Origin of the sequence: Micromonospora sp. B9E7, assembly GCF_039871815.1 — a bacterium.
Classification (GTDB): domain Bacteria; phylum Actinomycetota; class Actinomycetes; order Mycobacteriales; family Micromonosporaceae; genus Micromonospora.
Genome location: NZ_JBDPLX010000007.1, coordinates 144,289 through 164,853 on the forward strand (window position 1 = coordinate 144,289; position 20,565 = coordinate 164,853).

Here is a 20,565-nt window from a genome sequence, read left to right on the forward strand (position 1 = left end):
TTTTACCGGGGTGCGACCGGCTTCACCAGCTTCGCGGCGAGGCGTTCCGGCTTCGGCCAGCGCACCTGCGTCGCCGCGCCGACCTTCTCGAACAGCCAGATCACCCGGGCGGAGATGTCCACCTGGCCACGCAGGACGCCGTGCCGGGCGCTGGTCGGGTCGGCGTGGTGCAGGTTGTGCCAGCTCTCGCCGAACGACAGGATCGCCAGTGGCCAGAAGTTCGACGCGCGGTCACCCTGACGCATCGCGAAGGGCCGCTCGCCGTAGACGTGGCAGACCGAGTTGATCGCCCAGGTGACGTGGTGCAGCAGGCCGATCCGGACCAGCCCGGCCCAGAAGAACGCGGTCAGCGCGCCCTGCCACGACCAGGTCACCAGGCCGCCGATCAGCGCCGGGCCGAGCAGTGAGACGGCCACCAGCGCGGGGAAGAGGCGGTCGACCCGGCTGATGTCGCGATCGGCGATCAGGTCCGGTGCGAAACGCTCGCGGTTGGACAGTTCGCGACGGAACAGCCAGCCCACGTGCGCGTGGAACAGGCCCCGGGTCAACGCCCAGAAGCTGGTGCCGAAGCGCCACGGGGAGTGCGGGTCGCCCTCCAGGTCGGAGAAGGCGTGGTGCCGGCGGTGGTCGGCGACCCACTGGATGATCTCGCCCTGCACCGCCAGCGAACCCGCGACCGCCAGCGTCACCCGCAGCCACCGCTTGGCCTTGAACGAGCCGTGCGTGAAGTAGCGGTGGAAGCCGACGGTGATGCCGAGCCCGGAGACGACGTACCAGACCAGACCGATGATCACGTCGGTCCAGCCGAGCCAGCCGCCCCAGGCAACCGGCACGGCGGCCAGCAGGGCGACGAAGGGGATCACCACGAAGGCCCACAGTGCGGCCAGGATGCCGGGGGACTGGCTGCCGTCGGTGAGGGGTTTGGGGCCGGGTGCGGCGGGGTTGGGATCGAGCAGAGCAGTGGACATGGGACCTCGCAGGGGATGGTGACGATCACGAAGTTACGCCTACGTCACCGTAACTTACGGCACCGTAGATCGCACGGGGAAGTTCGGAAAGAGCGTCGTACGCCAGTCCTAAACTGCTGCTCATGACCGATCCTCTTGCCGCCGAGGTGCGTCGGTTACGCACCGAGGAGCAGCTGTCCGTCCGCCAGATCCAGGCCCGCACCGGCGTCGGCAGAGACCGGGCGCGGGCGATGCTGCGCGGGGTCCCTCCGCCGGCCTGGACCCGGCGACCGAACGCGAAGGACGAGTTGCGTGATCAGGCCGTGGGCCTGCGGCTCGGTGGGTTGTCGGTTCCGGTTGTCGCCGAGCGGCTGGGGGTCAGTCGGTCCACCGCCTACCTTTGGCTGCGCCACCTTCCACTCGACCCGGACGCTGCGGCAGCTCTGGCTCGGCGCAGAGCACATTCGAAGGCCATGACCGACGCGCGATGGTCAGCTCACCGGGAGGCGCGGGACGCCGCCCGGCAGGAGACGATCGAGGCCGCTGCGGCCTGGGTGAAACAGCTGCGCTACCGGGAGCTGATCGCGGTCGGCGCGGCGATCTACTGGGCCGAAGGCACCAAAGCCAAGCCGTGGCGTCCTAACGACTGCCGAGTCCGGTTCGTCAACAGCGACCCGATGCTCATCAGTCTGTTCCTCCGCTTCACCGAGGCGATGGGCGTGGACAAGCGGACCCTGCGGTTCCGCGTCAGCATCCACGAATCCGCCGACCCGGCGGCTGCGACCCGTTGGTGGGCCGAGCAGGTCGGCGTACCGGTCGACGAGTTTCAACCCACCGCACTCAAGCGTCACAACCCAGGCACCAACCGACACAACACCGGGACCGGTTACCGGGGGTGTCTCGTGGTCGAGGTGCTCAAGTCGACGCGGCTCTACTGGAAGATCGAGGGGATCATGAAGGGTATGAGTGATGGCGTCGCGGCGGTTGGGCGCTAAGGTGTAGCCGCAGGATGCCCATCCTGAAGCGGCGGTGGTTCCGACGTCGCGATCGGCCGTGGTGAAATTGGCATCACCCAAGATTTTGGCTCTTGAGTTTCAGGTTCGAACCCTGGCGGCCGAGCAGTTGATCAACAGCACCTGGGTGGGGTATCGGACAATCCTCCCACTCCGTCTGGTTAGCATGGCCGCGAGAGTGTCCGCCGTCCCGACGGGAGCCACGTCGTGCCCCAGCCCCACCTCCGTACCGTCGTCGTACTTGCCGCCGGTGAGGGCAAGCGGATGAAGTCGACACTGCCCAAGGTGCTGCACCCCCTGCTCGGTCGGACGCTCCTCGGTCACGTGCTGAGCGCCGCCGCCCCGTTGGGCGCGGACCGCACCGTCGTCGTGGTGGGGCACGGTGCCGACCAGGTGCGGGCGCACCTGTCCGAGGTGGCCCCGGACGCCACGCCGGTGCTCCAGGCCGAGCAGCTCGGCACCGGGCATGCCGTGCGGATCGCGCTGGAGGCCGTACCGGACGGTGCCGGCACGGTCGTGGTGATCAACGGTGACGTGCCCCTGTTGCGACCCGAGACGGTGGGCGCGCTGGTGACCGCGCACGAGCAGGCCGCCGCGGCGGCCACCGTGCTGGCCGCCGAGGTGCCCGACCCGACCGGCCTCGGGCGGATCGTCCGGGACGCCGACGGCCGCCTGGAGCAGATCGTCGAGGAACGCGACGCCGACCCGACGCAGCGGGCGATCCGGGAGATCAACGCCGGCATCTACGCGTTCGACGCGGTACGGCTGCGCGAGGCGCTGGGCAAGCTCTCCACCGACAACGACCAGGGCGAGGAGTACCTGACCGACGTCTTCGGCCTGCTCCGATCCGCTGGCGAGCCGGTCGCGGTGCACGTCGCCGTGGACCACGTCGAGACGTTGGGCTGCAACGACCGGGTGGAGCTGGCCACGCTGCGCCGGCTGCTGCGCGACCGGATCAACGAGGCGTGGATGCGCACCGGGGTGAGCCTGCTCGACCCCGCCACCACCTGGATCGACGTCACTGTCGCGCTGGACCGGGACGCCGTGGTCGACCAGAACACCCAGTTGCGCGGTGGCACGGTGGTCGGCGCGGGCGCGCTGATCGGGCCGGACGTCACCCTGATCGACACGGTCGTCGGTCCCGCCGCGTCGGTGGTCCGCAGCCACGCCGTCGGCGCCGAGGTGGGCGCGGGCGCGACCGTCGGGCCGTACGCGTACCTGCGGCCGGCCGCGCGGCTGGCCGAGAAGGCGAAGGTCGGCACGTTCGTCGAGGTGAAGAACACACAGATCGGCGCGGGCTCCAAGGTGCCACACCTGACCTATGTGGGTGACGCGACGATCGGCGAGCACACCAACATCGGCGCGGCGTCGGTGTTCGTGAACTACGACGGGGTGAACAAGCACCACACGGTGATCGGCAGCCACGCGCGGACCGGTGCGGACAACATGTTCGTGGCACCGGTCGAGGTGGGTGACGGGGCGTACACGGCGGCTGGTTCGGTGATCGTCGACGACGTGCCGGCAGGGGCGATGGGAGTCGCCCGGGCCCGCCAGCGCAACATCGAGGGCTGGGTGGTGAAGCGACGCGCCGGCACTGCCGCGGCGGAGGCGGCGCAGCGGGCCCGCGACGCGAAGGATGTGCAGCCAGCCGGCGACGCGAAGGGTGCGTCCGGTAGGGCTGGTGCCGCAAGCCACAGTGAGGCAATCCACGGGGCGACCGAGACGGTGGGCGGCGCATCCGGCGCGGGAGATACTGCAACCGAATAGTCCCTGACCCACCACCACCGGGTCGGGTACCGCCGACATAACGGGAGCAGACGGGCCCATGGGCAGCATCGTCGCCGAAAACCGCAAAAGCCTGATGCTCTTTTCCGGACGTGGCTTTCCGGAGTTGGCCAAGGAGATCGGCGAGGTGCTCGGCGTCGCGCCGACGCCGGCCGACGCGTACGAGTTCGCCAACGGTGAGATCTTCGTACGGTTCAAGGACTCGGTACGAGGTTCGGACGCCTTCGTGGTGCAGTCCGTCACGCACGGGGTGAACACCTGGGTCATGGAGACCCTGATCATGGTGGACGCGCTGAAGCGGGGGTCGGCCAAGCGGATCACCGTGGTGCTGCCGTTCTACCCGTACGCCCGCCAGGACAAGAAGCACCGGGGTCGGGAGCCGATCTCGGCCCGCCTGGTGGCGGACCTGTTGAAGACCGCCGGCGCGAACCGCATCCTCACCGTCGACCTGCACACCGCGCAGATCCAGGGCTTCTTCGACGGCCCGGTGGACCACCTCTTCGCGATGGACATCCTGGCCGAGTACGTGGAGCACAAGTACGCCGGCCGGCCGATGACAGTGGTGGCACCGGATTCGGGCCGGGTGCGGGTGGCCGAGCGGTGGACCGACCGGCTGGGCGGCTGCCCACTGGCGTTCATCCACAAGACCCGGGACCCGATGAAGCCGAACCAGGTCGTGGCGAACCGGGTGGTCGGCGAGGTGGAGGGCCGGGTCTGCCTGATCGTCGACGACATGATCGACACCGGGGGCACCATCGCCAAGGCTGCCGACATCCTCAAGGAGTCGGGCGCGGCGGAGATCGTGGTCGCGTCCACCCACGCGCTGCTGTCGGACCCGGCCACCGAGCGGCTCAAGAACAGTTCGATCAGCGAGATCGTGGTGACCAACACGTTGCCGCTCCCGCCGGAGAAGCGGTTGGACAAGCTGACCGTGCTGTCGATCGCGCCGCTGCTGGCGCGGGCGATCCGGGAGGTCTTCGACGATGGTTCGGTGACCACCCTCTTCGGCGGCCTGAGCTGATCACCTAGCCCCGTTTCCGCCACTTTGCATTCCGGTGGGGGCGGGGCTGTCAAACTGGTGGAAACAGGGCCGGCGCGCTGGTGGGGAGCACCACCGACGCGCCGGTCTGGAGCCGTGATCGGGGACTGCCGGAAACCCTGGAAACAGCTCGGGTAGACTGGTGCGGTTGCCACGGCGAGGGTGCCCGGCGGGCCGCTGAAAAGCGCCGCACGGAGGCACCGTCATCGACGCGGTGCTCCGGGCAGTCGTTCATGACGCATGAGCCCCAGCGAGCCCCTCGCCCCAGCACCGCCAGACGACAAGCCGCCGCAGCGAAAAGCATCAGGAGTTTCCCCGTGTCCGAGGTAAAGATCAGCGCCGAGCCCCGCACCGAGTTCGGCAAGGGTGGTGCCCGCCGTACCCGCCGGGCCGGCAAGGTGCCCGCCGTGCTGTACGGCCACGGCGAGAAGCCCAAGCACATCGCGCTGCCGTCGCGGGAGTTCGCCGCGGCGATCCGCAAGGGCGGTGCCAACCAGCTCTTCGCGATCGACATCACCGACGGCACCCAGGTGCTGGCGCTGCCGAAGGCGATCCAGCGTGACCCGATCCGGGACACCTTCGAGCACGTCGACCTGATCCTGGTTCGCCGGGGCGAGAAGGTCACCGTCGAGGTTCCGGTCCAGCTGACCGGCGAGGCCGCGCGGGACACCCTGATCGTGCACGACCACGACACCCTCTCGGTGACCGCCGACGCCACCAAGGTTCCGGACCACCTCGAGGCCTCGATCGAGGGCCTGGAGGCGGGCACCCAGGTGACCGCCGGTGACGTCCAGCTGCCGGCCGGCGTCGAGCTGGCCGCCGACTCGGACCTGACCGTCGCGTCGGTGACCGCCGCCCCGACCGCCGAGCAGCTCGAGGCGACGCTGCCCGAGGTCGAGGTGGCCACCGACGAGGCCGAGGCCGAGGTCGGCGAGACCACCGAGGGCTCCGAGGGCGCGGACGCCGCTCCGGCCGCCGAGGGCGCCGAGAACACCGAGGCGCGCACCGAGGCCTGATCGGTTCGTACTCTGCGACAGGCGTCCCCGGATGGTCGGGGGCGCCTGTCGGCGTATCGGGAGTCGGTGGATGGGCATCGGGAGGGACAGGTCGTGACGGACGAGGCAGGGCCGTGGCTGGTGGTCGGCCTGGGAAACCCCGGTCGGGAGTACGCCGGGAACCGGCACAACGTCGGCTTCATGGTGGCCGACCTGCTGGCCGGGCGGGTTGGTGCCCGGTTCGGGCGGCACAAGCGGGCGGTGGCCGAGGTGGCCGAGGCGCGGCTGGGCTTCGGTGGACCGAAGCTGGTGCTGGTGAAGCCACTGACGTACATGAACCTGTCCGGCGGGCCGGTGGCGGCCCTGGCGCAGTTCTACAAGGTGCCGGCGGCCCAGGTGATCGCGGTGCACGACGAGCTGGACATCGGGTTCGGTCAGGTGCGGGTGAAGTTCGGCGGCGGCGAGGGTGGGCACAACGGCCTGCGGTCGATGTCGAAGTCGCTGGGCACGAAGGACTACGCCCGGGTGCGGTTCGGCGTCGGTCGACCGCCGGGGCGGCAGGACCCTGCGGATTACGTGCTGTCGGATTTCGGCGCGGCAGAGCGTAAGGAGCTGGATTTCCTGGTGGACCGGGCCGCCGACGTGGTGGAGTCGGTGATCGTCAAGGGCGTGGAGCCGACGCAGAACCTCTACCACGGGGGCTGAGCCGTGGCGAGGCGTACCGGATCGGAAACGGTGGGCCGGTAGTCTGCGCCTTTCGGCGTGCCGCGACCGGCGACGCGGGTCGCGACGAATCGGCCTGTGCGGGCACGGCTCGCGGCGAGGCGACGGGAGCGGGCAGATGAGCAGTCCTCCGATGATCGATGGCGCGTTCGCCCGATGGCTGGCGTCCCGGGCCGGGCAGGCGTTGCTCGACCTGCGTACGGAGATGGGTTTCGCGGACACCGGCGCGCTGAAGTCGGCCGGGGACAAGGTGTCGCACGACCTGATTCGCACGGAGTTGGCGAAGTGGCGACCGGGCGACGCGGTGCTCTCCGAGGAGGACGAGGGATCGCGGTTGGCCTGGGCGGCGGAGGTGAACACCGGGGCGGTGTCGCGGCTGACCGCGGACCGGGTGTGGATCATCGACCCCTTGGACGGCACCCGGGAGTTCTCCGAGGAGGGCCGCTCGGACTGGGCGGTGCACGTGGCGCTCTGGGCGCGTAGCGCGCCGAGCCCGCACGGGCTGGTCGCCGGGGCGGTGGGGCTGCCGGCGCAGCACCGGGTGCTGGGCACGGACTATCCGCCGGCGTACCCGCCGATGACGGTGGAGGCGGCGACGGCCGGCGAGCGGAAGATCCGCCTGGCGGCGAGCCGGAGCCGGCCGCCGGTCTTCCTCACCGACCTGGCCGAGGACGTCGGGGCGCACCTGGTGCCGATGGGTTCGGCCGGAGCGAAGATCGCCGCCGTGGTCACCGGTGAGGTCGACGCGTACATCCACGCCGGTGGGCAGTACGAGTGGGACTCGGCTGCCCCGGTCGCTGTGGCGACGGCCACCGGACTTCACGCTTCCCGGATCGACGGATCTGCGCTGAGATACAACGAGGCGGATCCACGCCTGCCGGACCTTCTGGTCTGCCGCAAGGATCTCGCCACCCGGTTGCTTGCAGCGCTGCAGCGACATTCCGGGTAGCCTGAGCGCACTTTCTTGACATGCCCGACCGGAAAGGTCTGGAAATCGGATGATCGAGCGAATCGAGTCGGTGTCATGACCACCCCGGCGGCGTACCGGGTCTCCCACCTGGACGCACTGGAGGCGGAGAGCGTCTTCGTGATGCGCGAGGTGGTCGCCGAGATGGAACGCCCGGTGCTGCTCTTCTCCGGCGGCAAGGACTCGATCGTCATGCTGCGGCTGGCGCAGAAGGCGTTCGCCCCGGCCAACATCCCCTTCCCCGTCATGCACGTCGACACCGGGCACAACTTCCCCGAGGTCCTGGAGTACCGCGACCAACGAGTCGCCGAGCTCGGGTTGCAGCTCGTGATCGCGAGCGTGCCGGAGGCTCTGGCGAGTGGGATGGTCCGGGAGTCCGGCGACGGCATGCGCAACCGGATCCAGACGCCGGTGCTGCTGGACGCGGTGGAGAAGCACCGCTTCGACGCGCTCTTCGGTGGGGCCCGCCGAGACGAGGAGAAGGCCCGGGCGAAGGAGCGGGTCTTCAGCTTCCGCGACGAGTTCGGCCAGTGGGACCCGAAGAACCAGCGGCCGGAGCTGTGGTCGCTGTACAACGGTCGGCACCACCCCGGCGAGTCGATCCGGGTCTTCCCGCTGTCCAACTGGACCGAGCTGGACGTCTGGCACTACATCGCCCGGGAACACATCCCGCTGCCCTCGATCTACTACGCGCACGAGCGTGAGGTGATCGAGCGGGACGGCATGCTGTACGCGGTCAACGAGTTCTTCCGCCCTCGGGCGGGCGAGGAGCGGTTCAAGGAGCAGGTGCGCTATCGCACCGTCGGCGACGCCTCCTGCACCGCCGCGGTCCGTTCCGACGCGGACACCGTGGAGAAGGTCATCGAGGAGGTGGCGGCCACCCGGATCACCGAGCGCGGCGCGACCCGTGGTGACGACCGGGTCAGCGAGGCCGCCATGGAGGACCGTAAGCGGGAGGGCTACTTCTGATGAGCACCGAGATCGTGGCATCCGCGAATGCGGAGGCCCGGGCTGTTACCGGGGCCGGGCCGGAGGCCCGGGCGATGGACCTGCTCCGGTTCGCCACCGCCGGCAGCGTGGACGACGGGAAGTCGACCCTGATCGGTCGGCTGCTCTACGACACCAAGTCGCTCTTCACCGACCAGTTGGCCGCGGTGGAGGCGGTCAGCGCGGCCCGCGGTGACGAATACACCAACCTTGCGCTGCTCACCGACGGCCTGCGCGCCGAGCGGGAGCAGGGCATCACCATCGACGTGGCGTACCGGTACTTCGCCACCCCACGGCGCAAGTTCATCATCGCCGACACGCCCGGGCACATCCAGTACACCCGCAACATGGTCACCGGGGCGTCCACCGCCGACCTGGCGCTGATCCTGGTGGACGCGCGCAAGGGCCTCGTCGAGCAGTCCCGCCGGCACGCGTTCCTCTGCTCCCTGCTGCGGGTGCCGCACCTGGTCCTCTGTGTCAACAAGATGGACCTGGTCGACTGGTCGCAGGAGGTCTACGAGCGGATCGCCGACGAGTTCACCGCGTTCGCGGCGAAGCTCGACGTACCGGACCTGACCGTGGTGCCGGTCTCCGCGCTGCGCGGCGACAACATCGTCGCCCGGTCGGAGAACATGCCCTGGTACGAGGGCCCGTCGCTGCTGCACCACCTCGAGCGGGTGCACATCGCCAGCGACCGCAACCTGGTCGACGTCCGGTTCCCGGTGCAGTACGTGATCCGTCCGCAGTCGACCACGGTGACCGACTACCGCGGTTACGCCGGCCAGGTCGCCTCCGGTGTGCTCAAGCCGGGTGACGAGGTGATGGTGCTGCCGTCCGGCTTCACCAGCCGGATCGCCGCAGTGGAGACCGCCGACGGGCCGGTCGCGGAGGCGTTCCCGCCGATGTCGGTGACGGTACGACTGGCCGACGAGATCGACATCTCCCGGGGTGATCTGATCTGCCGCCCGAACAACGCACCGGCGGTCGCCCAGGACATCGAGGCGATGGTCTGCTGGATGGACGAGACGGCCCCGCTGCGGGTCGGCGGCCGGTACGCGATCAAGCACACCACCCGCTCGGCGCGGGCGATCGTGCGCGGGCTGCACTACCGGTTGGACATCAACTCGCTGCACCGCGACGAGTCGGCCGACGAACTGCGGCTCAACGAGATCGGTCGGGTGCGACTGCGGACGACGGTGCCGCTGCTGGCCGACGAGTACCGGCGCAACCGCACCACGGGAGGCTTCGTCATCATCGACGAGACCACCAACCGCACGGTGGGCGCCGCCATGATCGTCGAAGCCAGCTAGCCGACGCCTGACCCGAGCCCGGGTTTCCACAAGATCACGCTCGATCCACGAAGTAGTGGCCTCACCCGCCGGGCGAGGCCACTACTTCCATGTACGAGCACGATCTCCCAACCCCCCCCTCCGCGCCCCGCCTCGGCCCGGTGATCAAGAGGTTTGCGCCAGTCCAGGCGCGGAATTTGACGCAAACCTCTTGATCAACCCGAACGGGGGTGGGGTGCGGGGGTGGGGTGGGCGAGTCAGGGGAGGCGGGTGGCGCCGGGGGAGGGTAGGACCGTCAGGGTGCCGGGGGTGCTGAAGCCTCGTTCGGCGTACGCGGCCTTGACGGCGGTGGCGACCTCGTCGGCGCGGTCGGCCTCGACCAGGGCGAGGACGCAGCCGCCGAAACCACCGCCGGTCATCCGGGCACCCAACGCGCCAGCCGCCAACGCCGCCTCGACAGCGGTGTCGATCTCCGGCACGGTGATCTCGAAGTCGTCGCGCATCGAGACGTGTGAAGCCGTGAGCAGCGGGCCGATGTCACGCACCCGGGCGGCGCGGAGCAGTGCCACCGTGTCCAGTACGCGCTGGTCCTCGGTGACCACGTGCCGGACCCGTCGCCGGGTCTCCTCGTCGTCGAGCTGCGCCAGCGCGGCGTCGAGCTGGTCGACACCCACGTCCCGCAGCGCGGCGACGCCGAGCGCGCTCGCCCCGGCCTCGCAGGAGCGGCGGCGGGCAGCGTACTCACCGTCGGCGTGCCGGTGCGGTGCCCGGCTGTCGATGACCAGCACCGCCAGCCCGGCGGCGTCCAGGTCGAACGGGATGTGTTCGACCGACTCGTCCCGGCAGTCGAGGAAGAGGGCGTGGCCGGCGCGGCAGCGGATCGCCGCAGACTGGTCCATGATGCCGGTCGGCGCACCGACGTAGACGTTCTCCGCTCGCTGCGCCAGCCGGGGTTGCCGCTCCGGGGGCAGCTCCAGCCCGCCGAGGTCGAGCAGGGCGGCGAGCACGGCTGACTCCAGTGCGGCCGAGGAGGAGAGCCCCGAGCCCAGCGGAACGTCGGAGGCGATCGCCAACCGGGCGCCCGGCACCGGGTGGCCGGCCTCGCGGAGCGCCCAGACCACCCCGGCGACGTACGCGCCCCAGCCGGTCACCCGACCTGGCTCGGCGACGTCGTCCGCGCCGAAGGTGATCGTCTCGTCGGAGAGCTCGGACCAGACCGTCCACTGCTCGCCGTCCTGCCGGTCGGCGGCGACCACCGTCCGCAGCGGCAGCGCGAAGGGCAACACGAACCCGTCGTTGTAGTCGGTGTGCTCACCGATCAGGTTGACCCGGCCGGGAGCCGCCCAGCGGCCGGCCGCGCCGCCGCCGTACTGGTTGGTGAAGCCCTCGGCGGCCCGTGCGGCGACGTCGCCGTTCGGGTTGGTCATGACTGCCCCAGGATGTGCTTGCCGTAGAAGGCCCAGGCGTCGCCGACCATGTCGTGCAGGGTCGGCTTCTGGGGCATCCAACCCAGCTCGTCGTGGGCCAGCGCGGAGGAGGCGACCAGCTCGGCGGGGTCGCCCTCGCGGCGCGGCGCCACCTCGACCGGAACGGGTCGCCCGGTGACCTCGCGGACCACGTCGACCACCTGGCGGTTGGTGAAGCCGTTTCCGTTGCCGAGGTTGTAGATCCGGTGCCGACCTGCGGTGGCGGCGTCCAACGCCAACAGATGCGCCCGGGCGAGGTCGGCGACGTGGATGTAGTCGCGGACGCAGGTGCCGTCGACCGTGGGGTAGTCGTCGCCGAAGAGCTGGAGCTTCTCCCGCCGACCGGCGGCGACCTCCAGCGCGATCGGGATCAGGTGCGTCTCCGGGTCGTGTCGTTCCCCGAGCGCGACGTCACCGTCGAGGTGGGCGCCGGCCACGTTGAAGTAGCGCAGTGAGACGGCGGCGAGCCCGTGCGCGACGGCCTCGGAGGTGAGTGCCATGTCGACGGCGAGTTTGGTGGCGCCGTACGTGTTGGTGGGTGCCTTGACCGCGGTCTCGGTGATGGGCAGCTCGGTGGGGTTGCCGTAGACGGCGGCGGTGGAGGAGAAGACCATCCGCGGCACCCCGGCGGCCCGGACCGCGTCGATCAGGGCGAGCGTGCCGACGGTGTTGTTCTGCCAGTACAGCTCCGGCCTGACCATCGACTCACCGGCGGCGATCAGGGCGGCGAAGTGCAGCACCCCGTCGAAGCCGGCGTCCGCGGTGACGATGCGGGCGGCCTCGTGGATGGACGCCTCGACGTGGGTCGCGTCCGGGGCGAGCGCCTCGCGGTGCCCGGTGCGCAGGTCGTCCAGGACGACCACCTGGTGACCCGCGTCGAGCAGCATCCGGGTCACCACGCTGCCGATGAAGCCGGCGCCCCCGGTGACGAGCAGTTTCACGTCGTTGCCTCCCTGCCTGGCCCGCCCGGGACGTGGCCTTCGGTGATCACCCTAAGGCGGCGGTCGACACTGTCGTCGACACCGCCATCATCCCCATTTCATCATAATCTCTCATGATTAAACAGACCCGAACATTCACGGACCCGGTCCGTGCGATCTCCGGTGCGATGAGCGAACGGTGTCTACCATCTCTGTCATGCGGGAAGAGGCCCGTACCGGGCTCCGGCGACGCGTGCGGGTGCCGCCCCGCCGCGATCCAGGTCCGCTCGCCCGGGCCGTCGCCCGCGTGCTGGTCCGCGCCGCAGATGGTGCCACTCGACTCGTCACCGATCTGCTCGGGGCCGGCCCGGCGGCAGGCCGCGAGCGCATCTCCGAGGCCGACCTACGGGACCTGGTCGCGGCGAACACGGTGCTCGACCCGGACGAACGGCGAATCATCGACGAGGTCCTGGTAGCCGGAGCAAGCCTGATCCGCGAGGTGATGATGCCGCGCACCGAGGTGGTCTTCCTGCCGGCGCGGCTGACCATCGCCGAGGCTGCCCGGCTGGTCCGCGCCGAAACGCACACCCGTTACCCGGTCACCGACGGCACCCACGACGACGTGGTCGGCTTCGTGCACCTCCGTGACGTGCTGCTGCGCCCGGACGCCGACAAGTGCGTCACCGTCGGCGAGTTGGCCCGGGAGGTGAAGCGGCTCCCCGGCAGCAAGCGGGTGCTACCCGCGCTGACCGAGATGCGCCGGGAGGGCCAGCACCTGGCCGTGGTGGTCGACGAGTACGGCGGCACCGCCGGGATCGTCACCCTGGAGGACCTCATCGAGGAGTTGATCGGCGAGATCCACGACGAGTACGACGCCGCTCCGGACCCGGTGCATGCCGGCCTGCCCGCCGTGGTGGACGGCCGCCTCAACCTCGCCGACTTCGCCGAACGGACCGGAGTGGCGCTCCCCGCCGGCCCGTACGAGACGGTTGGTGGGTTCGTGATGGCCGTGCTGGGCCGGTTGCCGGTGGCCGGCGACGAGGTGCCGGTGCCCGGTGAACCGGACGAGGTCGGCGTGCCCGACCCGGCCGGGCCGCAGGGCGGCTGGCTGCTGCGGGTGCTCGCACTGGACGGCCGCCGGGTGGCCCGGCTCGCGGTGTCCGCCGTCCGGCCGGCCGAGCAGCGCCGGGAGCAGGACGCCGAGCAGCGCCGGGAGCAGAACCCCGAGCAGCGCCGGGAGTCGGTTCGGGAAGTCGGCCCCGGGCAGATACGCGAGACCATGGCGGGGCAGCAGCGCCGGGTCGTGGTCGGGCCGACGCGGCGGGTCGGCGTGGGCGACACACGCGAGGTCAGCAGCCCGACAGCGGCGGGCCGCAGCCGACCCGCCGGCCCGTCATGACGGACCCGGTCGCTTGCTGACAGAATTGTCGCCATGTCCGACGCTCCCGCCCGCCCCCGCGTCTTCTCCGGCATCCAGCCGACGGCCGACTCGTTCCACCTCGGCAACTACCTGGGCGCGGTCCGGCACTGGGTGGCTCTCCAGGAGACCCACGACGCTTTCTACTGCGTGGTGGACCTGCACGCCATCACCGCGGGGCACGACCCGGCGCTGCTGCGTCAACGGAGCCGGGTGGCCGCCGCCCAGCTCTTCGCCGTCGGGCTCGACCCGGAACGCAGCACCCTGTTCGTGCAGTCGCAGGTGCCCGAGCACCCGCAGCTGGCCTGGGTGCTCGGCTGCATCACCGGCTTCGGCGAGGCCAGTCGGATGACCCAGTTCAAGGACAAGTCGCAGAAGCACGGCAACGAACGGTCGAGTGTCGGGCTGTTCACCTACCCGATCCTGCAGGCCGCCGACATCCTGCTGTACCAGGCCAACGCGGTGCCGGTCGGCGAGGACCAGCGTCAGCACCTGGAACTCTCCCGGGATCTGGCCCAGCGGTTCAACGCGACGTTCGGCCCGACGTTCACGGTGCCCGCGCCGCACATCGTCAAGGACACTGCGAAGATCACCGATCTTCAGGACCCGACGGCGAAGATGTCCAAGTCGTCGTCGTCACCGGCCGGCATCATCGACCTCCTGGACGACCCGGCCCGCTCCGCCAAGAAGATCCGGTCGGCGGTCACCGACACCGGTCGGGAGATCGTCTTCGACGCCGAGACCAAGCCGGGTGTGTCCAACCTGCTCACCATCCACTCGGCGCTCAGCGGGCGCGGCATCGACGAGTTGGTGGCCGCGTTCGCCGGCCGCGGTTACGGCGACCTGAAGAAGGAGCTGGCCGAGGTCGTGACTGACTTCGTCCGACCGATCCAGGAGCGCACCCGCACCTACCTCGACGACCCGGCTCAGTTGGACAAGCTGCTCGCCAGTGGTGCGGAGAAGGCCCGCGCGGTGGCCGCGACGACCCTGCGGGCGGCGTACGAGCGGGTCGGGTTCTTCCCGCCCGTCCGCGGCGAGTAGCTCCACGGACAGGTGGACGGGTCGGTGGCCGGAGGGGCGGCGCGAAGCGTGGATCGCAGTGGCGGGGTGTCGCCGACCGGCGACTCCACCCAGATCGGCATCGCGGTGGACATTCCCGAGCCGTGGGGTGGCCAGCTCACCCGGCGGCGGGTCGAGGCCGGCGATCCGCTCGCGGTTCCCGCGCATGTGACGTTGCTGGGGCCGACCGAGATCCAGACGGCCAACCTGCCCGCCGTCGAGCGGCATCTGGCCGCCGTCGCCGCCGCGCACCTGCCGTTCACGCTGCACCTGCGGGGCACCGGTACGTTCCGCCCGGTCACCCAGGTGGTGTTCGTCGCGGTGGCCGCCGGGATCAGCGAGTGCGAGTTGTTGGCCGCCGCCATCGCCGCGGCGCCGGGCCTGCATCGTGAGGCGCGTTTCCCGTACCATCCGCACGTCACCGTGGCACAGGACGTGGCGCCGGAGGCCCTGGACAAGGTGTACGAGGATCTGGCCGACTTCTCCGCGATGTTCGAGGTCGACGCGTTCACCCTGTTCTCGCACAGCGGGCAGGCCCGGTGGCAGCCGCGCCGGGATTACCGTCTCGGCGACTGACCTGTCGGCGACGCGCCGGCCGGCGAGCATCGGGAGCCGTTGCCACCACAGCAGTGGGAGATCGGCGAGGATGATCGCGTGAACGTGATCGGCCGGATCGAGGCGGGCATCGACCGCTGGGTGAGCGCCGCGCGCCACCGGTCGGGGCTCTTCGACCACGTGTGGCGTGCCGGCGCGCTGTACGCCGAGGTGTTGGCCGGGCGGCTGGCCGCCGCGATCGCCTACTACGGCTTCTTCGCGGTGTTCGCTCTCGCCCTGGTCGCGTACTCCATCTTCGGCGCGATCCTGGAGGACAACGACGAGGTCAGCGCGGCGGCGGCCGACTTCCTCAAGGACAACCTGCCGTTCCTGGACGCCGAGCAGATCGCCAACTCCAGCAACACGGTAGGTGTGGTCGGCCTCGTCATCCTCGTCTTCACCGGCATCGGGTGGGTGGAGGCGATCCGGTCCTCGCAGCGGCTGATGTACGCGCTGAACCAGCAGCCGGGCAATCTGGTGGTGCGGCGGCTGGTCGACCTGGGCGTGATGATCGGCGTCTTCGTGCTGCTCGGCGTCTCGGTGGCGGCGGTGGACGCGCTGGAGTCGCTGCTGCGTTTCCTGCTGCGCAGCACGGGGTCGGTCGGTCTGACCACCATCAGCGCGGTGCTCAGCGTGCTGGTCAACACCGTGCTCGCCACCGCGTTGCTCCTCGCGGTGCCCCGGCTGCGGATGAGCAGGTCCCGGTTGCGGCCGGTGGTGCTGCTGGTGGCGGTCGGCATCACGCTGCTGAACACGGTCGGGCGGTACTACGTGGTGCGTACCGAGCGCAACCCGGCGTACACCGTGGTGGCTGGCGCCGTCGGTCTGCTGCTCTACCTCTACCTGCTCAACCAGCTGGTGCTGTTCGGCGCGGCGCTCCTCGCGACCAGTTCGAGCGGGCGGGTGGTGGACCTGGCGGAGGCCGCCGCCCCGCCGAGAGACGTGGACGAGGACACCGATCCCGGTACGCCGGGCGGTGCCGGCTGATGACGGAAGGTGCAGAGGTGCTGATCTCGGTTGACCCGGACTCGTCGGTGCCCCCGTTCGAGCAGGTACGCGGGCAGCTCGCCGAGCTGATCGGCGACGGACGGTTGCCGGTCGGCAGCCGCCTCCCCACCGTCCGGCAACTCGCCGCCGACCTGCGGTTGGCCGCGAACACGGTGGCCCGGGCGTACCGGGAGTTGGAGGTCGCCGGGCTGCTGGAGACCCGGGGACGCAACGGCACCTTCGTCGCTCCCGGCCGGGACGACGCCGTCGACCGGTTGCAGCGGGCGGCGGCCGGGTACGCGGCCGAGGCAGCTCGGCTCGGCGTGGCGCCGGCCACCGCGCTCGCTCTGGTCCGCGCGGCCCTGGACGCCGCCCGCCCTGGCTGACCGACCACCGATCGATCGCCGGACGGGCGGTAAGTGGGCCGAAAGACATCGCGAATCGCGTTCGCGGACCATGATGAGCCGGTGGGCGCACTCATGACACTGGACCTGCCGGGGGACTCACCGCTTCTCGGCCTGCCGTGGATCATCACGTTCGGTCCACTCGGTGACCTCGACGAGTGGGAGCCGGTGGTCTGCGGGCCCTACGAACGGCCGCACGCCTTGGCGTTGGCCGAGGCGGTGGTGGCCGAGGAGCAGTTGATGGCCGTGGTGGAGCCGTTACTGCCGGCGCTGTCGGCCGACGAGATCCGCAGCGAGATCGCCGCCGCGCAGGTCGCCGCCGAGGACGAGGCCCGGCAGGTCGAGGGGGCCGACCTATACGGTGACTTCGAGGACGTGATCGACGAGGAGTTGGACGCCGCCGCCGACGAGGCGGGGCACGGTGAGCCCGTCGAGCCGCCGAACGAGGCAGAGGTACGCGCCGGCTTCACCCGGATCGCGGCGTTGCTCACCGCGAAGTGAGACGTCAGCGGGTCGGCGGGCGGTCCAGCACGCAGAACTCGTTGCCCTCGGGGTCGGCGAGCACAGTGAACTGCTCGGCCCCGGTCTGCCCGACGTCAACCTGCCGCGCGCCGAGGCTCAGCAGCCGCCCCACCTCTGCCTGCGGGTCCGCGTCGGCGACCAGGTCGAGGTGCAGCCGGTTCTTGCCCCGCTTGGCGGTGCCCGAGCCCTGCAACCACACTGTGGGCGCGGCGGCGGACGACTGCCCCGGCGGCCAGAGCCTGGCGCTGCCGTCGTCGCCCTGCTCCACCTCGTAGCCGAGCGCCGCCGACCAGAACGAGACCATCAGGTCCAGGTCCTCGACGTCGAGCGTGCACTGGGCGATCCGTACCACCATGGGGTCACCTCCGTAGCGATGGTGCCCGATGCGGTACCCACCACGCCTTGGGTCTAACCACCGGCGTATACGGACACCGGCGCCACACGGAGCGGACTCCGCGCGGCGCCGGTGGCACCTCACCCCCCACCACAAGGGGCTGGTAGCCCAGCCGCCCGTCGGCGCGGGGCACGACGAACGACCAGGTCGAGAACGAGTTACCCGTTCAGCGCTGTTCCAACCAGACTGCCGCGTCAATTGGCAGCAGCTGGCCGGAGCCCTGTTCGGTCAGCTCGTCGCTGGCGACGAGCGGCTGACCGTACCCGTCGATCAGGACCGGCGCGCCGCTGAGGTTGACCACGCAGGTCAGCACGGTCGCGCCGGAGGTGCGGGAGAAGGCCAGCACGCCCGGCTCGCTCTCCCGCCAGGTGACCCCGCCGGCGTCGAGGGCGAGCGCGGGGTGAACGTGGCGGATCCGCAGCGCGGCCCGGTACAGCTCCAGGGTGGAGCCGGGCACGTCGGTCTGCGCCGTGACGGAGAGCGCCTGCCAGACCGCCGGGGCGGGGAGCCAGCTCAGTTCGCTGCCGGCCGGCCCGAAGCCGTACGGGGCCAACTCGCCGCTCCACGGGATGGGCACCCGGCAGCCGTCGCGGCTCTCGCCGGTGCGCAGGAACGCCGGATCCTGGCGCAGCTCGTCGGGGAGGTCGAGGACCTCCGGCAGGCCCAGCTCCTCGCCCTGGTAGAGGTAGGCGCAGCCGGGCAGGGCGAGCATCAGCAGACTGGCGGCGCGGGCGCGGCGCAGCCCTTCGGCACCGTCGCCGTAGCGGGTGACGTGCCGCTGCTTGTCGTGGTTGGAGAGCACCCACGTGGTCGGCGCCCCGACCACTGTCGCCTCGGCCAACGCGGTGTCGATCACCTTGCGGAACGAGTCGGCCGACCAGGTGGCGTCGAGGAAGTCGAAGCTGAACGCCTGGTGCAACTCGTCCGGACCGATGTAGCGGGCCAGGCGCTGCGGTGTCTCGGCCCACGCCTCGGCGACCGCCATCCGACCGCCCGGGTAGCTGTCCAGGATGGGTCGCCAGGCGCGGTAGATCTCGTGCACCTCGTCCTGGTCGAAGTAGGGCAGGCGACCCCTGCCGAGCAGTTCGACCTGGCGCTGGCCGGTGGTCATCGAGCTGAAGCCGACGTCCGGCAGCCCTTCCGCCTTGATCATGCCGTGCGCCACGTCGACACGGAAGCCGTCCACGCCCCGGTCCAGCCAGAACCGCAGCACGTCCTCGAACTCGGCGCGGACCTCCGGGTGGCGCCAGTTCAGGTCCGGCTGCGAGCTGTCGAACAGGTGCAGGTACCACTGACCATCGGCGATCCGGGTCCAGGCGGGGCCGCCGAAGATGCTCTCCCAGTCGTTCGGCGGTAGCTCGCCGTTCGCGCCCTGGCCGTCGGCGAAGAGGTAGCGGGCCCGCTCCGGTGAGCCGGGGCCGGCGGCGAGCGCGGCGGTGAACCAGTGGTGCGCGCTGGAGGTGTGGTTGGGCACCAGGTCGACGATGATCCGCAGGCCGTGGGCGTGCGCGTCGGTGATCATCGCGTCGAAGTCGTCGAGGGTGCCGAACATCGGGTCGACGTCCCGGTAGTCGGCCACGTCGTACCCGCCGTCGATCATCGGCGAGGTGTAGAAGGGGGTCAGCCAGAGCGCGTCCACCCCGAGGTCGCGCAGGTAGGGCAGGCGCTGCCGGATGCCCTGGAGGTCGCCGGTGCCGTCGCCGTCGCTGTCGGCGAAGCTGCGGACGTACACCTGGTAGACGACCGCGGAGCGCCACCAGTCGTCGTCGGTGGCGTGCGGCGGGGCGGCGGTGCTGATCATTGGAGCAATATGCCGGCCCGCCGCTGCAAGAGTCAAGCAGATCTTGCGTAAGAAAGACGGGCGGAACTCGGCGCGACAGCTGTGGAGCCGCGTACCACCAGCTCCGGGCGGAACAGGTACTCCGAGTGCGGGGCGCCGTGCCCGTTGATCTCGTCGACCAGGGCGCGGACGGCGGCCACCGCCATCGCGGTGACCGGCTGCCGCATCGTGGTCAGCGGCGGGTCGGTGAAGGCCATCAGCGGGGAGTCGTCATAGCCGACCACGGAGAGGCCCTCGGGCACGGTGAGACCGCGTTGGCGGGCAGCCCGGACGGCGCCGAGCGCCATCAGGTCGGAGCCGCAGACCACCCCGGTGACGCCCCGGTCCAGCAGTCGGCCAGCCGCCGCCTCGCCACCCTCCACTCCGAACAGTGACAGCTCGGCCAGTGGGCCCAGGTCGGCCTCGGCGACGCCGGCCAGGCGGGTCATCGCGGAGCGCCAGCCGGCCACCTTGCGCTGCACCGGGACGAACCGGTCCGGGCCGGTGATCAGGCCGATCCGCCGGTGCCCGAGGGCGACCAGGTGGGCGACGGCCAGCTCGGCCGCCTCCCGGTCGTCGCAGGAGACGAAGGGCGCGCCGATGCCGGGCACGTACCCGTTGATCATCACGACCGGCAACGGCCGGGCGAGCAGCGCCCGGTAGCGGTCGTGGTTGGCGGCGGTGTCGGCGTGCAGGCCGGAGACGAAGACGATCCCGGAGACCTGCCGGTCCAGCAGCATCTCCACGTACTCGTCCTCGGTCACGCCTCCGGCGGTCTGGGTGCACAGCACCGGGGTGAACCCGCTCTGCGCCAGGGTGGACTCGATGACCTGGGCGAAGGCGGGGAAGATCGGGTTGTCCAGCTCCGGCACCACCAGGCCGACCAGCCCGGCGCTGCGCTTACGCAGCCGGGCCGGGCGCTCGTACCCGAGCACGTCGAGGGCGGTGAGGACGGCCTGCCGGGTCTCCGGGGCCACGCCGGGGCGGTCGTTGAGCACCCGCGACACCGTGGCCTCGCTGACTTCGGCCTGCTGGGCGATGTCGGACAGTCGAGCGCGCATGGCGGCACTTTAGCCCACCGGCAAGTTCTTGCGGGGTCATCTGCAAGCCCTTCCATTACTTGCAACGTCTTGCTAACGTCCCCGCAACATGCGAGAGCAGCGGCGCAGCATCCCTGCGCCGGTTGGCAAGAACTTCCAGAGGTTTCCACTGGCGGGCCGCCCTTCCCCCGGCGGACC

Annotated in this window: 20 protein-coding genes and 1 tRNA gene; 15 read left to right on the forward strand and 6 right to left on the reverse strand. The window is 70.7% G+C overall.

Annotation, left to right across the window (positions count from 1 at the left end):
- Positions 1 to 2: 2 nt before the first annotated feature.
- Positions 3 to 968, reverse strand: coding sequence for an acyl-CoA desaturase (locus tag ABGB10_RS14035; RefSeq protein ID WP_347661317.1), 966 nt, complete (start codon positions 966 to 968; stop codon positions 3 to 5).
- Positions 969 to 1,090: 122 nt separating this feature from the next.
- Here ABGB10_RS14035 and ABGB10_RS14040 point away from each other — a divergent pair, with 122 nt between their 5' ends.
- The 9 genes from ABGB10_RS14040 to ABGB10_RS14080 all read left to right on the forward strand — a co-directional run bounded on the left by ABGB10_RS14040 (position 1,091) and on the right by ABGB10_RS14080 (position 9,766).
- On the forward strand, positions 1,091 to 1,942 hold the full coding sequence (locus ABGB10_RS14040; RefSeq protein WP_347661318.1) for a helix-turn-helix domain-containing protein: 852 nt from the start codon (positions 1,091 to 1,093) through the stop codon (positions 1,940 to 1,942).
- 52 nt (positions 1,943 to 1,994) lie between these two features.
- Positions 1,995 to 2,066: transfer RNA gene (locus ABGB10_RS14045), tRNA-Gln, on the forward strand.
- A gap of 101 nt (positions 2,067 to 2,167) precedes the next feature.
- Complete coding sequence (gene glmU, locus ABGB10_RS14050; protein ID WP_347661319.1) at positions 2,168 to 3,727, forward strand: bifunctional UDP-N-acetylglucosamine diphosphorylase/glucosamine-1-phosphate N-acetyltransferase GlmU; 1,560 nt, start codon at positions 2,168 to 2,170, stop codon at positions 3,725 to 3,727.
- 58 nt (positions 3,728 to 3,785) lie between these two features.
- Positions 3,786 to 4,766, forward strand: coding sequence for a ribose-phosphate diphosphokinase (locus ABGB10_RS14055; protein WP_347661320.1), 981 nt, complete (start codon positions 3,786 to 3,788; stop codon positions 4,764 to 4,766).
- Positions 4,767 to 5,101: 335 nt separating this feature from the next.
- Positions 5,102 to 5,800, forward strand: a complete 699-nt coding sequence (locus ABGB10_RS14060) for a 50S ribosomal protein L25/general stress protein Ctc (RefSeq protein WP_347661321.1) — start codon at positions 5,102 to 5,104, stop codon at positions 5,798 to 5,800.
- 93 nt (positions 5,801 to 5,893) lie between these two features.
- Positions 5,894 to 6,484, forward strand: coding sequence for an aminoacyl-tRNA hydrolase (gene pth, locus ABGB10_RS14065; RefSeq protein ID WP_347661322.1), 591 nt, complete (start codon positions 5,894 to 5,896; stop codon positions 6,482 to 6,484).
- Positions 6,485 to 6,620: 136 nt separating this feature from the next.
- Positions 6,621 to 7,451: an inositol monophosphatase family protein gene (locus ABGB10_RS14070; protein ID WP_347661323.1), complete on the forward strand. Its 831-nt coding sequence runs from the start codon at positions 6,621 to 6,623 to the stop codon at positions 7,449 to 7,451.
- A 75-nt stretch (positions 7,452 to 7,526) separates the two neighbouring features.
- Entirely contained in the window at positions 7,527 to 8,438 is a 912-nt protein-coding gene (gene cysD / locus ABGB10_RS14075) for a sulfate adenylyltransferase subunit CysD (protein WP_347661324.1), read from the forward strand.
- Between the two features lie 74 nt (positions 8,439 to 8,512).
- On the forward strand, positions 8,513 to 9,766 hold the full coding sequence (locus ABGB10_RS14080; protein ID WP_347661460.1) for a GTP-binding protein: 1,254 nt from the start codon (positions 8,513 to 8,515) through the stop codon (positions 9,764 to 9,766).
- Positions 9,767 to 10,002: 236 nt separating this feature from the next.
- On the opposite strand, the gene galK is transcribed toward ABGB10_RS14080, so the two are convergent.
- Together galK and galE are read right to left on the reverse strand one after the other, a co-directional pair.
- Positions 10,003 to 11,172: a galactokinase gene (gene galK / locus ABGB10_RS14085; RefSeq protein ID WP_347661325.1), complete on the reverse strand. Its 1,170-nt coding sequence runs from the start codon at positions 11,170 to 11,172 to the stop codon at positions 10,003 to 10,005.
- A complete protein-coding gene (gene galE, locus ABGB10_RS14090) occupies positions 11,169 to 12,098 on the reverse strand; it encodes a UDP-glucose 4-epimerase GalE (protein ID WP_347661461.1) in 930 nt (309 codons plus the stop codon). The genes galK and galE overlap by 4 nt, the downstream gene beginning before the upstream one ends.
- Before the next feature lie 250 nt (positions 12,099 to 12,348).
- On the opposite strand from galE, the gene ABGB10_RS14095 reads away from it, so the two are divergent.
- The 6 genes from ABGB10_RS14095 (at position 12,349) to ABGB10_RS14120 (ending at position 17,093) form a co-directional block, all read left to right on the forward strand.
- Positions 12,349 to 13,530: a hemolysin family protein gene (locus ABGB10_RS14095; protein ID WP_347661326.1), complete on the forward strand. Its 1,182-nt coding sequence runs from the start codon at positions 12,349 to 12,351 to the stop codon at positions 13,528 to 13,530.
- 33 nt (positions 13,531 to 13,563) lie between these two features.
- Positions 13,564 to 14,589, forward strand: a complete 1,026-nt coding sequence (gene trpS, locus ABGB10_RS14100) for a tryptophan--tRNA ligase (RefSeq protein ID WP_347661327.1) — start codon at positions 13,564 to 13,566, stop codon at positions 14,587 to 14,589.
- 24 nt (positions 14,590 to 14,613) lie between these two features.
- On the forward strand, positions 14,614 to 15,183 hold the full coding sequence (locus tag ABGB10_RS14105; RefSeq protein WP_347661328.1) for a 2'-5' RNA ligase family protein: 570 nt from the start codon (positions 14,614 to 14,616) through the stop codon (positions 15,181 to 15,183).
- Positions 15,184 to 15,261: 78 nt separating this feature from the next.
- A complete protein-coding gene (locus ABGB10_RS14110) occupies positions 15,262 to 16,188 on the forward strand; it encodes a YhjD/YihY/BrkB family envelope integrity protein (protein WP_347661329.1) in 927 nt (308 codons plus the stop codon).
- Positions 16,188 to 16,574: a GntR family transcriptional regulator gene (locus ABGB10_RS14115; protein ID WP_347661330.1), complete on the forward strand. Its 387-nt coding sequence runs from the start codon at positions 16,188 to 16,190 to the stop codon at positions 16,572 to 16,574. The genes ABGB10_RS14110 and ABGB10_RS14115 overlap by 1 nt, the downstream gene beginning before the upstream one ends.
- A gap of 81 nt (positions 16,575 to 16,655) precedes the next feature.
- Positions 16,656 to 17,093: a hypothetical protein gene (locus tag ABGB10_RS14120; RefSeq protein WP_278137417.1), complete on the forward strand. Its 438-nt coding sequence runs from the start codon at positions 16,656 to 16,658 to the stop codon at positions 17,091 to 17,093.
- Positions 17,094 to 17,097: 4 nt separating this feature from the next.
- Here the strand turns inward: ABGB10_RS14120 and ABGB10_RS14125 are convergent, their stop codons facing one another.
- From ABGB10_RS14125 to ABGB10_RS14135, 3 genes are all read right to left on the reverse strand, one after another.
- Positions 17,098 to 17,469: a VOC family protein gene (locus ABGB10_RS14125; protein WP_347661331.1), complete on the reverse strand. Its 372-nt coding sequence runs from the start codon at positions 17,467 to 17,469 to the stop codon at positions 17,098 to 17,100.
- A gap of 205 nt (positions 17,470 to 17,674) precedes the next feature.
- Positions 17,675 to 19,309 carry a glycoside hydrolase family 13 protein gene (locus ABGB10_RS14130; protein WP_347661332.1) on the reverse strand — a complete coding sequence of 545 codons (1,635 nt, stop codon included), beginning with the start codon at positions 19,307 to 19,309 and terminating at the stop codon, positions 17,675 to 17,677.
- Between the two features lie 32 nt (positions 19,310 to 19,341).
- On the reverse strand, positions 19,342 to 20,388 hold the full coding sequence (locus tag ABGB10_RS14135; protein WP_196920995.1) for a LacI family DNA-binding transcriptional regulator: 1,047 nt from the start codon (positions 20,386 to 20,388) through the stop codon (positions 19,342 to 19,344).
- Positions 20,389 to 20,565: the final 177 nt, after the last annotated feature.

Coding starts and splice junctions, on each gene's coding strand:
- ABGB10_RS14040 (WP_347661318.1), top strand. CDS start 1,091: ATGACCGATCCTCTTGCCGCCGAGGTGCGTCGGTTACGCACCGAGGAG.
- ABGB10_RS14055 (WP_347661320.1), top strand. CDS start 3,786: ATGGGCAGCATCGTCGCCGAAAACCGCAAAAGCCTGATGCTCTTTTCC.
- ABGB10_RS14135 (WP_196920995.1), bottom strand. CDS start 20,388: ATGCGCGCTCGACTGTCCGACATCGCCCAGCAGGCCGAAGTCAGCGAG.
- ABGB10_RS14095 (WP_347661326.1), top strand. CDS start 12,349: ATGCGGGAAGAGGCCCGTACCGGGCTCCGGCGACGCGTGCGGGTGCCG.
- trpS (WP_347661327.1), top strand. CDS start 13,564: ATGTCCGACGCTCCCGCCCGCCCCCGCGTCTTCTCCGGCATCCAGCCG.
- ABGB10_RS14070 (WP_347661323.1), top strand. CDS start 6,621: ATGAGCAGTCCTCCGATGATCGATGGCGCGTTCGCCCGATGGCTGGCG.
- ABGB10_RS14035 (WP_347661317.1), bottom strand. CDS start 968: ATGTCCACTGCTCTGCTCGATCCCAACCCCGCCGCACCCGGCCCCAAA.
- ABGB10_RS14080 (WP_347661460.1), top strand. CDS start 8,513: ATGGACCTGCTCCGGTTCGCCACCGCCGGCAGCGTGGACGACGGGAAG.
- ABGB10_RS14130 (WP_347661332.1), bottom strand. CDS start 19,309: ATGATCAGCACCGCCGCCCCGCCGCACGCCACCGACGACGACTGGTGG.
- galK (WP_347661325.1), bottom strand. CDS start 11,172: ATGACCAACCCGAACGGCGACGTCGCCGCACGGGCCGCCGAGGGCTTC.
- ABGB10_RS14125 (WP_347661331.1), bottom strand. CDS start 17,469: ATGGTGGTACGGATCGCCCAGTGCACGCTCGACGTCGAGGACCTGGAC.
- cysD (WP_347661324.1), top strand. CDS start 7,527: ATGACCACCCCGGCGGCGTACCGGGTCTCCCACCTGGACGCACTGGAG.
- galE (WP_347661461.1), bottom strand. CDS start 12,098: ATGCTGCTCGACGCGGGTCACCAGGTGGTCGTCCTGGACGACCTGCGC.
- ABGB10_RS14115 (WP_347661330.1), top strand. CDS start 16,188: ATGACGGAAGGTGCAGAGGTGCTGATCTCGGTTGACCCGGACTCGTCG.